Here is a 13328-nt window from a genome sequence, read left to right as displayed (position 1 = left end):
TAAATTTATTATGAGTATAATTTAAGCGTTTGGTTCTACAGATACATAAGATCTGTTGTTAGCTTTCTTTCTGAAGACTACTTTACCGTCTACCAAAGCGAACAAAGTGTGGTCTTTACCCATCCCTACATTTTCACCTGGGTGGTGCTCAGTACCTCTTTGTCTAACAATGATATTACCAGCAATAGCCTCCTGTCCACCGAAAATCTTCACGCCTAATCTTTTAGAGTGAGATTCTCTACCGTTTTTGGAACTACCAACTCCTTTTTTGTGTGCCATTTTATTTTAGGTTTTTAAAAGGTTAAAAAATATTAGGCTCTACCGCCTTTTAACTGTCCTTTAAGCGTTTCTAACTCATCGAACTTCCCATCTGCTGCCAATTGTGCTTGCTGTGGCCAAGTTGTAGGGTCCATAGCGGCATATACTGCACCATTAGGGTCTAAAATCGCTTCTAATTCCTCTTTAGATTTTTTTGCTAAATCTGCGAAAGAGTTAATTCCTGCTCCTGCAAAAATCTCTGCTACCTTAGGACCAATCCCTTCGATAAGGGTTAGATCATCTCCTTTTTTGGCAGATTTTTTTGCTGTAGCTTTTGGTTCTGCTTTAGTTTCAGACTTTTTAGCACCATCAAAACCTGTAATAGATACAATTCTGATTTGTGTTAAAGATTGTCTGTGTCCGTTTTTCTTAGCATAGCCTTTTCTTCTTTTCTTTTTGAAAACGATAACTTTATCGGCTTTTAAATGCTCAAGAATTTCCGCTTCTACAGCGATACCACTTACAGCTGGGGCGCCTACGGTTGTTGCTCCGTTCACGGTAAGAAGTACTTTGTCAAAAGAGACTTTATCTCCTTTCTCACCTGGAAGACGGTTTACAAACAACTTTTGGTCTTGCTCAACTTTGTATTGAAGCCCTGCTATCTCTACGATTGCAAACATTGTTATAAATATTTTAGTTAATTAAGACCGCAAAAGTAAGCATTTTTTTTGAATTACAAATACTTAACCTCAAATTATTTTTAGGAATGTGTCCTATTCTAACTCTATAAGGTTATTTTGTCCCGCAATTTGCTTTTTGGCAAGGATAATTTCATAGGTTGGCGTTTTTTAGACTTTTTATAATTCAAATATAAAAAAATTCATAAATTGAGAAAAAATGCCGAGCGATTTTTATTATATACTGATAATTGCCTATCTTTGATTTTCCTTTTTTTGATGCTTATGAAAAGAGATTTATATATTGATTTTGCGAAGGGTTTAGCCACGCTTTCCATTATTTTTATCCACACCACTTTTTGGAGCGGACAATACTACATCCCCACGGAATTGAGGATTTTATCCCTATTGTTTGATGTGCCTATCTTCTTCGCGCTCAGTGGCATTACCTCTGGCAACAATCTTGAAAAAACCTTCCACCGATTGCTAAAATTGCAAATCACTTATATGATTTTTGTAACGCTACTCTTCTTTGCGGATTATTTTTTCAAAGTTTTTGGACTTTATTTTTTCGGTATAGAGAGTTTAAAGCATTTCTACGCCACTTTTGGCAGCAAGTTTGTCCCGAAAAGCATTTCTTACTTCCCCGAATGGCAGAATTTAGGCAACTGGTACCTGCACCACTACTCTACCTGCGACACTCTTCCTGTGGTGATGGGGAGTTTTTGGTACTTGAAGGTTTATTACATACTGACCGTTTTTGGCGTGCTGATTCTCAAATTTTTCCCCAAACACATCTACTGGTTTATAGCCCTATGTTTAGCGCTCACTCTGATGTTTAATATCTTCCCTTATTTTTATCCTACGGGGCAGGTGGGCTATGTGGCGTTTTATCTCGGGGTGTTCCTTATCGCTCATAAAATGAGGGGCAAAAAGATTAAAACCCGCTATATTCCCTTGCTCTACCTTGGCTTTTTTCTTGCCTTAGGGCTGATGTTTTGGAGCTATGGTACAGATATTTTCTATAAAATCAATAAGTTGAAATTTCCGCCAAAATTCCCTTATATCATTTGGTCTATGTTTTCTCTAATCACCGTATTTGTATTCTATAACCGACTGAAAATCACTAAAAATCACTTTGTTAATACCATAGGACGCAATGCTATTTTTTATTATTTTGCGCAAGGGATCAGCTCTTCTTTAATTTATTTCATCGTTACACCGCTTAAAGATGAAATGCCTTGGTGGGGGCTGATGCTTATCATTTTCCCTATCAATATTGGGCTCGCCATCATCATCGCTCAAATTTTAAAAAAATGTGATGATTTAGGCTGGAAAATCCTGAGCTTTTTAAGAGCTAAAACCGCAGAAACCGATAATTAAAACACAATATAATGTTCAAATTAAAACTACCCACAGACCCTCGCTGGGCGAATATCGCGGAGGGCAATATTGAAGAAATCCTAACAGACCACGCTTGGTGCGAGCAAAAAGCCGCCTCTAACGCTATTATGCTGGTAACAATGCTACCCGAATACCCTGATATTGTAACCGAACTTTTAGAAATTGCACAAGAGGAATTGCAACATTTTCAGCAAGTTCACAACATCATTAAAGCCCGTGGCTATCAGCTGGGGCGTGCTCGGAAAGATGATTATGTGAATGATTTGCTCAAATTTGTGGTACAAGGCACCCGAGAGGAGTTCATCATTGACCGAATGCTCTTTGCCGCTATGATAGAAGCTCGCAGCTGCGAGCGTTTCAAGGTACTCACCGAAAATATTAAAGATGAAGAGCTTAAAACTTTCTACCGAGAGCTGATGATCTCCGAAGCCAACCATTATACTACTTTTATCGGCTTTGCGCGCCAACTTGGCAACCCTGAACAAGTGAACCAACGCTGGGAAGAGTGGCTCAACTACGAAGCCCAAGTCATCCAATCTTATGGCAAAAAAGAAACCATTCACGGTTAATAGAAAGCCCTCTATCAGCGTTGGTAGAGGGCTATTTTTCTAATAAAAGTCCTAATTTATAAACATCCAAAAGCCGCAGTGGGCCGCCATTTCGGAGCAATCTTTGTTTTATTTGATGCTTATTTTTTGAAAAAAACCAACGGTATACAGATGCCATTTTTATCTTTTTTAAAAAAGTAGAGACTCTGACCAATTTAATATCCTCCACCGTTTGCGGACATCGCTCCAAAAGCAGTTTGAGATTACCCACCGAGGCTTCCACTTTCTCTATATAAACGGCATTGGTTTCTATATCAGAATTGATGATAGGGTTGTTAATATGGTCAATTTTTATCCCCGCCTGTTTTAAATCATGGGCAAAAACCACATCTTCATAGCCGTATTGGGTGAGCATTTCCCTAAACTGAATTTTTTCAAAAACCAGTTTTTTAATCAGAAAATTATTGGTTTGGAATGACAGATATGGGGCTTTTTCGCGCTCTTTTACTGAAAGATTTTCGCGTTTTTGGGCAAAATTCCATCTTAACCAATGGTCAGTATCCACTTTCTTTTGGGGTAAGCACCTACCGCCATAAACCACATCTACCTCATCATTTTCATCTAAATATTGGAGATAAGTGGTGAGAAATGAGCTATGAGGCACCGTGCCATCGGCATCTAAAAATAACAAATATTCACTACAGGATTCTTTTAAAAATAAATTTCTGATTTTAGCGCGCCCTTGGTTCTCCTTTAAAGAAATAAAACGAACCATATTATCAGTGGGGCTATTCATTTCAAGCATTTCTGGGGAGGAGGCATCATCAATGAGAATGATTTCTATACGCTCACTAAGCCCTAACCTTAAAATTTCGGTTTTAAGATCATTAGTTAAGGCTCTTGCATTGAAATTATAGACAGGAATACAGATAGAAAGGCTGGGGGTGGAGCGCATCATAATTTATCCAAAATCATTATTGGTTGAATTTCGTTTAAGCACGCCCAATCTCCTCTATAGCACGGTTTATCGCCAAAAACGGAGCACGGTCGGCAGGTTAAATCCTTTATCTGAACCACATCTTCCTTGCTCTGTCCATAGCCTAAAAAGCCTGCGTAAGGATGCGTAGCTCCCCAGATAGAAATACAACGCGTACCCACCAAACTTGCCAAATGCATATTTGCGGAATCCATAGAAATCATCACTTCTAACTGGGCAATGCGCTCTAATTCCTCTTTTAAACTCAATTTTCCAGCTAAACTTTCTGTATTAGGAAGTTCAGATGCCCAGCGCTCCAATTGCTCTACTTCCTTTTTGCCGCCGCCAAAAAAATAAACTTTATGGTCTTTTGATAATGCCTTTGCCAATTGAAAAGCCTTTTCCAAAGGGAGCATTTTCCCTTTATGTTGGGCAAAAGGTGCAAAGCCTATCCCTTGTTTTAATCCTTGATACACAGGGTATTGATGTGACAATTTCACCGTAAAGCCCATCGCTCTAAATACATCGGCATAGCGCTCCACGGTTGGTTTAATGGGGTGTTTGTGGAGGTTCCAAATATCTGTTAAGTGTTTTTTTTCGGCTTTACCTTTATCAATTTTATAAACAGGAATACCACCAAACCGAAAAAATTGGTTGAGGATTTTAGACCTGATCACATCGTGGAGGTCTGCCACTTTATCTATGGTATAAGCCGCCCTTAGCTCTTGATACAGCTTTTTGAGCCCTACAATTCCCTTATAATCTGCAACATCTACCCCATGAAATTTCAGCCGCTCTATGCCCTCAAATAAATCCGAAAAGCCTTTACGAGAGACCATTATCATCTGAACCTCAGGGTTTTGTGCTAAAAATTCTTTAAGCACAGGAACCAGCATCGCCACATCTCCAAAAGCTGAAAAACGATAGGCTAAAATCTGCATACTACACTTGGGTTTGAAAGGCTAAGGCATAGAGTTTAATCTGTTTGGTCATCGCCATAAGTCCATTGGCACGAGAAGGCGAAAGGAATTCCTGCAAGCCTATTTCTGAAATAAAATTAAAATCCGACTCTAAAATCTCTTTGGGGCTTTGGTCGTTATAAATGGATAGCAACATCGCCACGATGCCCTTGGGCAAAATGCCATCAGAATCCGCATAGAGCTGTACTTTATCATTTTCTAATGCGGCATCTATCCACACTTTAGATTGGCAACCTTTTATCAGGTTTTCTTCTTTTTTTTGAGCTTCCGAAAGTGGTTTTAAGGCTTTACCTAAGTCGATCAGGTATTCGTATTTTTGCTCCCAGTCTTCTAAAAAGGCAAATTCTTCTATGAGTTCTTGTTGTTTTTCTTTTATCGTCATTTTATGCTGTCATTTCTCGAAATTGAACCGTACAAATATACTGCAGATTTTTATTTTAAGGGCTATTTCGGTGTAAAAGCCTTGTTTAGAACACGATTTTATAAACACCCGTGGATGAGGTGGCGGCTCTTTCGGCTTTCACATATTTTTTCACCCACGCCACCGTTGTTGCTACCACGCAAGGATCGGAAATGCCGCTGCTTCTCCTCGCGGAAACCACATTGCCCGCTTGGTCGACCACATAAGCAATACTGATGCTCCCCGATGCCGTACATTGATGTGCAGGTTGCGCGCCCCCACGCCCCATAGTGCCTGGGATAAAGCCGATTAGTTTTCTATCTACGCCAACCTTGCTATCACCGTTACCTTTGTCTCCCAATGGATCGCCAGCGTTGCCTTGGGCGTTGCTATTGCCTTGGCTACCGCTTTTTGAACCTCTACCTTTGATTAAATTGCTAATCGCTTGCTGACCGTTGGCATCGCCGGTGTTTTTCTGCGTATTTTTAGATGACGATTTTTGAGAAGCCACCGTTTTCTCTGTTGATTTTTTAGATTCTGTAGGCTTTTTTACCGTTTTTTCTGTGGTTTTATTGGGCGTTTTAGAAGGCTGTTGAGGTGTTTTCTTCTCTACTTTTTCCACCTTTGGAACGGCTGTTTTGGCTTTTCCCGTGATGATTTTTTCCTTAGATGGCACTATTTTCTGCGGCGCAGGCGGTGGCGTTTGCGGTTGCTCTACTGCCTGAGGTGCACTCGTGCTTTCTTGGGTTTTGGGCTCTTCTGTGCCGCTGCCATTTTTTTCATCGCCAAAGTTGATGAGCATGGTGGTCACCACTTGCTGAGGCGTATGCTCCCGCGTGAAGCGGTAAAAATAAATGACCAACAAGACCGCAAGACTGACCAAAAGCGTTATAATAGCGCTTTTTAGACGGTCTCTTTTTTCATCTTTAGAAATGTGGTTGATCATCATTTTAGTTTCAATTATCGCTCTTGTACAGTAGCTATAGCGATGTTATACTTGTTTTTCTCAGCGATTTCCATAAGGTAAACCACATCTTTGTGTTTGGTGTTTTCATCGGCTCTTATGGTAAATGCAGGCTGTGCTTCATTGGCTAATATCTGTGCCAATTGGGCTTCTACGGCTTCTTTTGGGATTTCTTTATCATTGATAAAATATTTCCCCTCGGCAGATATGGTTACCGTGGTAGGCTCTTGGTTGGCAACAGAAGTTTCCGAGGCTTGTGGCAATTTGACCTCAATAGCACTCTGGCTAATGGCGGAAGAGGTAATCATAAAAAAGACCAAAAGGAGGAAGATGATATCCGTCATAGATGCCATACTAAACTCTGCGCTGGCTTTATTTCGTCGTTTGAGTTCCATCAGTTGCTATTTTTAGCCATTAAGAGGCTTGTTTATGGTATCTAAAAATTCGCTGGCGTGGGTTTGTATTTTCAGCACCAATCGGTCTACTTTGGTCACCAAGATGTTATAGAAAAAATAAGCGGGTATCCCTACAAAAAGTCCCATTGCTGTGGTTGCCATTGCAGTATAAATTCCTGAGGCTAAGAGTTTTGGACTGACTGCACCAGTGACATTTGATATTTCAAAAAACGCCATAATCATCCCGATAACCGTTCCTAAAAAGCCCAACATAGGCGCCGCCCCAGAGGCTGATGCCAAGAGGTTAAGGTTTTTCTCTAATTTAGAAACTTCTAAATTGCCTTGGCTCTGCATAGCATTGCTGATGTCACTGATGGGACGCCCTATTCTACTCAAACCTTTTTCAATCATCCGTGCTTCTGGCGTATTGGTGGTTTTGCAGAGGTCTATGGCGGTGTCTATCTTGCCTTCATAAACAAAATCTTTGATGTTATTCAAAAAATAAGGGTCTGTTTTTCCAGCTCTTGTGATGAAAAAATAACGCTCTAAAAAGATGTATAGCGCCAACACTCCGAGCAAGAGAATGGCGACCATAATCACATTAGACACTAAACCGCCGCCGAATAATATCTCCCAAAGTGAGAAGACTTGTTTTTGTGTTTTAGCCGCTGTGGTAGCAACTTGTATGCTATCATTCATAAATGTTATTTTAAGTTATTAAAACGAAGAAAAACCAGAGATATTGCTGTATTTCCGTAGATGATTTTTGATGCAGATAGGGTTAATCCTCCACCTCTATTTGCTCTTCTCTAAAATGGCATTTGAGCTTGAACGGTATCGGCTCTTCTTGCTGGGTATAAAAATCCGTGATTTCCCCCTTCCACATCAGTTGCAGACCACCCTCTTCATCTTGAGAAAACGAGAGCTCATTGTCCGTAGTTTCCGCCTCTTCATCATCAAAAAGGTCTGCTTCGGTATAAACCTCATCATCATTATCAATATGGAAAGTTTGCCCCACCAGTGTTTTGTTCTTGATAGGAAAATCAATCACCTTAAGCGCCAACTGCGGAAATTGGTATTGCAGAGAATCGTCCTCTATATAATCGGTATCTTCCGTGGTGATAATTTCTATTTCCAGAAAAAAAGCATCGTTATTCAGCACTGATTTACAGTAAGTTCTGGCGATATTGTATTTTAAAGTTTCCTCTGGATGGTAGATTTTTAAAATCCCTTTCATTTTTATTAAAATTGCTTTTTAATCATCTAAATATGAGAGCAAAGATAACCGATTTTATGATATGGCAAAGGATGATGCCACAAATATTTACAAAAATCATATCACGAAACAGCAAAAACTCTGGCACAGCTAAAATTTCCAACGATTTTAAAACTAACCTCAACCTCTGAAATGGTGCCAAATCCTTTGCTATCCGTAATTTTTTATTTAAAATTGAACTTAATGCCCAGCATCAATTGGCTTGGGCGGATGTTGATCAAAGTTCTTCTAATGCTATTATCACTGCTGCTCACGCTCACGGTTTCGTAATATTTTTTGTTTCCGATGTTCAGCCATTTCAGCTCAAAATCAATTTTTCTTTTAGACCAAGTGTACTGATATGAAAGGTCAAAAAAGCTGTTTCGGTACTGGTTGCCCTCGGTTTTAGAAGTGTTATCATCCCAATTGAAGCCTATGGTGTGGTTATCCATCGGGTAGAAAAATGCGGCTAAAGTGTGGTTCCAGCTCGATGATTGGTACACGCTATTGGTGGTTGCATTTTTGTTTTTGTTCCAAGACATACTGATGTTATAATCTACGCTAAGCCAAGAGAAAAAGGTATTGTTAAACTTAGCGCCAAAACTCTGCACATTGTTTTTATTATAAATCAAGTCGTTATTCAGCATAGAGATGCTCTCGGAATCACTATTTTTAAAGTTTAAAGAAAGGTTGGATTTCAGTTTCGGGAAATATTTGCCCACCTCGGCACTTTCGGATTGAGAAACCGCAGTGTTATCATACGCCCTAACCTCCGAAAGGAAGGATGCTCCATTTCTGGTCACAGCGGTAATGAGGTTTTTCTTGTTGGTGCCATAGTTGTATCTCACATTAAAAAATAGGTTATTCAACGGATTTCTATACTCCAAAGTAGAGCCGATACTCTTCGATAAGTTCTCTGGCATCAAGTTATTCTGCGGTGCTTTATTGGTAAAATAATCTGGATTAGTCATCATAAACCCTTCATATAGAGAACCAAAGGTTCCAAAACCATAATTAACTCTCCCATAGCCTCTAATCTTCCAAAATGATGCAAAATCATAATTGAAAAAGAAACTCGGCTCAAAAACGGTTCTATTAATATCTCTATCTTTGCCCTGTCTCAGTTGGTCTTTATAAGTAATACCATAAAAGTTAAATGGTGCATTAAAATGAAGACTAAAGCGGTTACTTTTATAATTGATCATAAGGCGCGTGCTTGGGTTGAGCTCATTCCAAGACATATCATTCTGATAATCTTGTCCAAATGAAAAGGCTGTATTACCATTAAATCCGAAAAGTTCAGAATTCATTTGATTGAAGCTCATATTCAATGCCAATTCTGGCGTTACTGTCCATTTGCCCATACTAAAGCCCACCGATGCCGAATGGTTGATTTCTGCCGTTTTGATGTTTAAATTTTGCTCTAATTTTTGATAATTCTGAGCATTGGGCAGTTTATTTGTAGAGTAGATTGCGGGCGTGGAAGTCAGCGTTTGTCGATCATTTTTAAAACTGATGTAAGACATCGCGTTGACCAACTTCTCCCCCACAGGCACCACGGTGCTCAGCGAGTTTTGGAATGATACCGTAGGAGCACTATTGCGCTGTTCTGCGTGGCGGTCGCCTGTTAGCTCTCGTTTATCCACATCGGCATTATCGGTATTCCAGAAGCCGTTCCATGTGGTAATATTTTTGAAGAACCCTTTTTTAGCATTCTTTGTAAAGACCAACTCTCCCTTGGCGTGGTTGGTGTAGAAGTGGTTTTGGCGCTGCACCGCATAAGTTTCTGTACCGAAAGTGGTTTCCTGCAAATCCTCTCGCTCTATGGCATTATTGGTATAGCTGGCATTGGCTTTCAGCTCCCATTCTTTGTTCTTAAACGGCGAGGTTAGGAGGTTGGCAGAAAAATAATGCACATTGTTCATTAAATAACGCTTTTCTGGCAAACTCGGGGTTGCGGCAGTTTCCACGCCGATCCAATCTTCTTGAGAGATGTTTTTTCTCATCCCCTCCCAGCGGCTACCAAACGAAAGGATGCGCCCTTCATTTTCCACACTTTCGCCCGTGTTATTGGCTTTATAATTAACCACCCATTGATTTTTCTGACCAAAAAACATCGGTGTGAGCTTCACATTCCACAGCAATGGCGAGGCACCAGCGGCAACTTCTCCTCTCCCCGTCATTGTTACTTTCTTTTTAAGTTTAATGTTGATGGCGGCTTTATCCGAAGGTACTTTGTCTTGCAGAATTTTTACTGGTTGGTGGTTTTCCAAGATTTCCACTTTCTGAACGGCATCTTTCGGAAGGGCATTATTAACCGTACCATAGCCGCCTTCCATCAAATCTTTACCATTCACATAGAATTTATTGAGTGGCTCGCCTTGGTAGAGGATGGTGCCATCTTTATTGACCTCCACTCCTGGGAGTTTTTTCAAAACATCGGCTAAAGTTCTGTCGCTTTTGCTTTCAAAGGCCTTCAGGTCATAGGTAATGGTATCGCCACGCTTGGTAATCATTCGGGTTTTGAGCTTTACCTCTTTGATTTCTGTGGCTTGGGTTTTGAGTTTAAAATTAAGTGTTTGAGGTTTATTCGCTACCTCTTGCGTCTGCGACTGGTGGTTAAAGGCTTTGACAATGAACTTCAGCTGTACCGCATCGGTATTGATTTTAAGCTGATAATTCCCTTTGTTATTAGAAAGTGTATAAGCGATAATGCCGCTCTTACCCACCTCTTCTACGGTGATGCTGGCACTGGGGAGCACCTCGCCTTCGCTGTTGCTGATTTTTCCAGAAATAACGGTTTGTGCGTACGCCACACTACTGCACCATATTAAGAAAAAGAATAGAAATCTGTGTTTCATAGTTATTTTGTTTTATCTTTAATCAATAAGTCTCTAAATATCTCGATTTGTTACAAAGATGCCAATCAACCCCAAAAGTTAAATTTTTATAAAAAAATAATTGATGATGGCATTATTATTTTTCAAATTTCCCATCATCAATTATCTTACTTATTATTCCATTGAGCTGTTGATTAGGTGAGCATACCGCCGTCTACATTAAGCACCTGCCCTGTGATATAGCTGGACATCTCCGAGCCTAAAAATACGCAAGCATTCGCCACATCTTTGGGCTGTCCGCCGCGTTTTAAAGGAATGGCTTCTGCCCAGCCTTGTACGGTTTTTTCATCCAAAACTGCCGTCATTTCCGTTTCTATGAAACCTGGCGCAATGGCGTTACAACGGATATTCCGTGAGCCTAACTCTAACGCAATCGATTTTGTGAAGCCGATAACGCCAGCCTTAGAAGCCGCGTAGTTAGCCTGACCTGCATTACCCTTAACGCCCACCACCGAAGTCATATTGATGATAGAACCGCCGCGGGCCTTCATCATTGGTTTTATAACGGCTTTGGTAAGGTTAAAGACTGAGTCTAAATTCACTTTGATGATGGTATCCCAGTCTTCTTTGGACATTCTTAGCATTAAATTATCCTTAGTGATGCCCGCGTTATTAACCAAAATATCAATCTTGCCAAATTCCGCCAGCACCTCTTCTACCAATTGCTGAGAGGCTTCATAGTCCGAAGCATCGCTCTGATAAGCTTTCGCTTTCGTGATTTTATTAAGTTCTGTTTCTAATGCTTGGGCTTTATCCACAGAACCTGCGTAGGTAAACGCCACCTGCGCCCCTTGAGCCGCAAATAATTCTGCAATGCCTTTTCCTATGCCTCGTGTTGCTCCTGTAATGAGAGCCACTTTTCCTTCTAATAATTTCATATTCTCATATTTTACCTCCAAAGATAAGCATTTTTTTAAAGTATAAAATAAAGATGCTCCTTTTTTGATTTATTTCTTGGTGAATTGATATTGTATCCAATTAGATTACCCCTTCTTATGAATCACCAATACGATTTCGCCTTTTAGGGTTTTGGTTTTAGAGAGGGCAATAACCTCATCTATGGTGCCGCGCAGGGTTTCTTCAAATTTTTTAGAAATCTCTCGGCTGAGGCTCACTTCCGTATCATCACCAAAAAAAGTTTTAATTTGCTCCAAAGTGGTGTTGATTTTATGTGGACTTTCATACAACACCAGCGTGCGGCGCTCCTCAGCAAGTTGCTTCAGTTTAGTTTGGCGGCCTTTCTTGGCTGGCAGAAATCCAACAAATAAAAATTCATTATTGGGCAACCCCGATACTACCAACGCAGGCACCAGTGCCGTAGCACCAGGCAAGCAAATCATCTCCACATTTTGGTCTCTACAAGCCCGCGCCAAAAGATAACCAGGGTCTGAGATTCCTGGAGTGCCCGCATCGGTAATAATAGCGATATTTTGTCCATTTTTCAAATCCGAAATTACCTTCTCCGTGCTCTGGTGCTCATTGTGTAAGTGATAAGATTTCAGCGGTTTAGAGATTTCGTAATGCTTGAGCAACACGCCAGAAGTGCGGGTATCCTCACAGAGAATGTAGTCTACCATTTTCAAAACCTTAATGGCTCGGAAGGTCATATCCTCTAAATTGCCGATGGGCGTAGGAACGAAATATAAAATGCCACTCATCAGATAAATTTGCTTTCAACCAAACTCCAAAGTCTTTGGGCGTACTCGTCCACCTTATCCCAGCCACGGTCGTAATAAACATCGCTGAGGTATTCTCTGGCATCATCTATATTATCAAACTGATTGAGCTGTCGGATGGTTTCTTGAAGCTCCAATTGGCTATTGTCAAAAAGATATTTGGTGAATGCCAGCTTATCGTTCATATCCAATTTAAAATTGATTAAAACCTTGCGAGGTGCTTCTACGGCGGCATTTTCTTTAGGCTCTTGCTCTAAATCGCTGAGGATTTCTTCATCAAAAAGGGCAGGAATTTTAATCTGTGCAAGCTTTATTTTGCGTTCCTCGCGTTCCGCTTCGGTTTCTTCTTTTGTAGTTTGCTCTTCCACTTCTGAGGCTTGTGGTTGCAGTGTTTCTTCAATTTCTGGAGAAAAAGTATTTTCTTCTGTCTCCATTAGCGCTTCCCAAGGCTCACTTTCGGTTTCTTCCTCGCTAACCAGATGAAATTCAATCTCTTCTTTCTGAATTCCCACCTCTGTAATAGCCTCAGTTTGTTGCTCTTCGGTTGTCATTTCTTCCTCAGATTCAAGGCTTTCTTCCTGTGCTATACTTTGAGGCTCTGGCTCTTCATTTTGATAATCATTTTCCTCATTATCAAGGTTTTTATCAGGTTGATTTAAAGTTAATTCTGCGCTGTATTCTTGCCATTTTTCTATAAAACTCAAATTTTCTAAGAGCCTATAGACCAGATTTTTCTTGGCTAATAAATCTTCTAATCCAGATGCAGATTCTAACTGATTGAGTAACAATTGGCAGTCTTCAAATATCCTTTTTTTTGCTAAATCTAAACTCTCCATAGTGGCATATTTCTTATTTTTTTTGCTTAATTTTGGGCTAATTATTTTTGTGCTAAAAT

15 protein-coding genes are annotated in these 13328 nt (G+C 40.2%); 2 read left to right on the top strand and 13 right to left on the bottom strand.

Going from position 1 to position 13328, the window contains the following annotated elements; all coding sequences use genetic code 11:
- Positions 1 to 21 precede the first annotated feature (21 nt).
- Both rpmA and rplU read right to left on the bottom strand, forming a co-directional pair.
- Complete coding sequence (gene rpmA, locus NYR17_RS00930; RefSeq protein WP_302505683.1) at positions 22 to 279, bottom strand: 50S ribosomal protein L27; 258 nt, start codon at positions 277 to 279, stop codon at positions 22 to 24.
- Positions 280 to 311: 32 nt separating this feature from the next.
- Positions 312 to 938, bottom strand: coding sequence for a 50S ribosomal protein L21 (rplU, locus tag NYR17_RS00925; RefSeq protein WP_302505680.1), 627 nt, complete (start codon positions 936 to 938; stop codon positions 312 to 314).
- A 282-nt stretch (positions 939 to 1220) separates the two neighbouring features.
- Between rplU and NYR17_RS00920 the strand changes: the two genes are divergently transcribed.
- Positions 1221 to 2318 carry an acyltransferase family protein gene (locus tag NYR17_RS00920; protein WP_302505679.1) on the top strand — a complete coding sequence of 366 codons (1098 nt, stop codon included), beginning with the start codon at positions 1221 to 1223 and terminating at the stop codon, positions 2316 to 2318.
- 11 nt (positions 2319 to 2329) lie between these two features.
- Positions 2330 to 2908 (top strand): tRNA-(ms[2]io[6]A)-hydroxylase, encoded by a 579-nt coding sequence (locus tag NYR17_RS00915; protein ID WP_302505677.1) that lies wholly within the window; start codon positions 2330 to 2332, stop codon positions 2906 to 2908.
- A 31-nt stretch (positions 2909 to 2939) separates the two neighbouring features.
- On the opposite strand, the gene NYR17_RS00910 is transcribed toward NYR17_RS00915, so the two are convergent.
- The 11 genes from NYR17_RS00910 to NYR17_RS00860 form a co-directional block, all read right to left on the bottom strand.
- Positions 2940 to 3845, bottom strand: a complete 906-nt coding sequence (locus tag NYR17_RS00910) for a glycosyltransferase family 2 protein (RefSeq protein WP_302505675.1) — start codon at positions 3843 to 3845, stop codon at positions 2940 to 2942.
- A complete protein-coding gene (locus tag NYR17_RS00905; RefSeq protein ID WP_302505674.1) occupies positions 3842 to 4804 on the bottom strand; it encodes a glycosyltransferase family 9 protein in 963 nt (320 codons plus the stop codon). The genes NYR17_RS00910 and NYR17_RS00905 overlap by 4 nt, the downstream gene beginning before the upstream one ends.
- Before the next feature lies 1 nt (position 4805).
- Entirely contained in the window at positions 4806 to 5225 is a 420-nt protein-coding gene (locus NYR17_RS00900; protein ID WP_302505673.1) for a SufE family protein, read from the bottom strand.
- An 85-nt stretch (positions 5226 to 5310) separates the two neighbouring features.
- Entirely contained in the window at positions 5311 to 6189 is an 879-nt protein-coding gene (locus NYR17_RS00895; protein ID WP_302506957.1) for a ferric siderophore ABC transporter substrate-binding protein, read from the bottom strand.
- Positions 6190 to 6203: 14 nt separating this feature from the next.
- A complete protein-coding gene (locus tag NYR17_RS00890) occupies positions 6204 to 6602 on the bottom strand; it encodes an ExbD/TolR family protein (protein ID WP_302505671.1) in 399 nt (132 codons plus the stop codon).
- Positions 6603 to 6614: 12 nt separating this feature from the next.
- Positions 6615 to 7301: a MotA/TolQ/ExbB proton channel family protein gene (locus tag NYR17_RS00885; RefSeq protein WP_302505668.1), complete on the bottom strand. Its 687-nt coding sequence runs from the start codon at positions 7299 to 7301 to the stop codon at positions 6615 to 6617.
- Positions 7302 to 7383: 82 nt separating this feature from the next.
- Positions 7384 to 7839 carry a hypothetical protein gene (locus NYR17_RS00880; RefSeq protein WP_302505667.1) on the bottom strand — a complete coding sequence of 152 codons (456 nt, stop codon included), beginning with the start codon at positions 7837 to 7839 and terminating at the stop codon, positions 7384 to 7386.
- Between the two features lie 203 nt (positions 7840 to 8042).
- Positions 8043 to 10718 carry a TonB-dependent receptor gene (locus tag NYR17_RS00875; RefSeq protein WP_302505666.1) on the bottom strand — a complete coding sequence of 892 codons (2676 nt, stop codon included), beginning with the start codon at positions 10716 to 10718 and terminating at the stop codon, positions 8043 to 8045.
- A 173-nt stretch (positions 10719 to 10891) separates the two neighbouring features.
- On the bottom strand, positions 10892 to 11635 hold the full coding sequence (fabG, locus tag NYR17_RS00870; RefSeq protein ID WP_302505664.1) for a 3-oxoacyl-[acyl-carrier-protein] reductase: 744 nt from the start codon (positions 11633 to 11635) through the stop codon (positions 10892 to 10894).
- 105 nt (positions 11636 to 11740) lie between these two features.
- Positions 11741 to 12415 (bottom strand): 16S rRNA (cytidine(1402)-2'-O)-methyltransferase, encoded by a 675-nt coding sequence (gene rsmI / locus NYR17_RS00865; protein WP_302505662.1) that lies wholly within the window; start codon positions 12413 to 12415, stop codon positions 11741 to 11743.
- A complete protein-coding gene (locus NYR17_RS00860) occupies positions 12415 to 13269 on the bottom strand; it encodes a hypothetical protein (protein ID WP_302505659.1) in 855 nt (284 codons plus the stop codon). The genes rsmI and NYR17_RS00860 overlap by 1 nt, the downstream gene beginning before the upstream one ends.
- Positions 13270 to 13328: the final 59 nt, after the last annotated feature.

It is taken from the genome of Riemerella columbina, from assembly GCF_030517065.1.
Classification (GTDB): domain Bacteria; phylum Bacteroidota; class Bacteroidia; order Flavobacteriales; family Weeksellaceae; genus Riemerella; species Riemerella columbina_A.
This window is presented reverse-complemented; position numbering and strand designations above follow the sequence as displayed.

What these genes read in the sequence shown, in the direction of transcription:
- rpmA (WP_302505683.1), bottom strand. Translation starts at nt 279, where the DNA reads ATGGCACACAAAAAAGGAGTTGGTAGTTCCAAAAACGGTAGAGAATCT.
- rplU (WP_302505680.1), bottom strand. Translation starts at nt 938, where the DNA reads ATGTTTGCAATCGTAGAGATAGCAGGGCTTCAATACAAAGTTGAGCAA.
- NYR17_RS00920 (WP_302505679.1), top strand. Translation starts at nt 1,221, where the DNA reads ATGAAAAGAGATTTATATATTGATTTTGCGAAGGGTTTAGCCACGCTT.
- NYR17_RS00915 (WP_302505677.1), top strand. Translation starts at nt 2,330, where the DNA reads ATGTTCAAATTAAAACTACCCACAGACCCTCGCTGGGCGAATATCGCG.
- NYR17_RS00910 (WP_302505675.1), bottom strand. Translation starts at nt 3,845, where the DNA reads ATGATGCGCTCCACCCCCAGCCTTTCTATCTGTATTCCTGTCTATAAT.
- NYR17_RS00905 (WP_302505674.1), bottom strand. Translation starts at nt 4,804, where the DNA reads ATGCAGATTTTAGCCTATCGTTTTTCAGCTTTTGGAGATGTGGCGATG.
- NYR17_RS00900 (WP_302505673.1), bottom strand. Translation starts at nt 5,225, where the DNA reads ATGACGATAAAAGAAAAACAACAAGAACTCATAGAAGAATTTGCCTTT.
- NYR17_RS00895 (WP_302506957.1), bottom strand. Translation starts at nt 6,189, where the DNA reads ATGATCAACCACATTTCTAAAGATGAAAAAAGAGACCGTCTAAAAAGC.
- NYR17_RS00890 (WP_302505671.1), bottom strand. Translation starts at nt 6,602, where the DNA reads ATGGAACTCAAACGACGAAATAAAGCCAGCGCAGAGTTTAGTATGGCA.
- NYR17_RS00885 (WP_302505668.1), bottom strand. Translation starts at nt 7,301, where the DNA reads ATGAATGATAGCATACAAGTTGCTACCACAGCGGCTAAAACACAAAAA.
- NYR17_RS00880 (WP_302505667.1), bottom strand. Translation starts at nt 7,839, where the DNA reads ATGAAAGGGATTTTAAAAATCTACCATCCAGAGGAAACTTTAAAATAC.
- NYR17_RS00875 (WP_302505666.1), bottom strand. Translation starts at nt 10,718, where the DNA reads ATGAAACACAGATTTCTATTCTTTTTCTTAATATGGTGCAGTAGTGTG.
- fabG (WP_302505664.1), bottom strand. Translation starts at nt 11,635, where the DNA reads ATGAAATTATTAGAAGGAAAAGTGGCTCTCATTACAGGAGCAACACGA.
- rsmI (WP_302505662.1), bottom strand. Translation starts at nt 12,415, where the DNA reads ATGAGTGGCATTTTATATTTCGTTCCTACGCCCATCGGCAATTTAGAG.
- NYR17_RS00860 (WP_302505659.1), bottom strand. Translation starts at nt 13,269, where the DNA reads ATGGAGAGTTTAGATTTAGCAAAAAAAAGGATATTTGAAGACTGCCAA.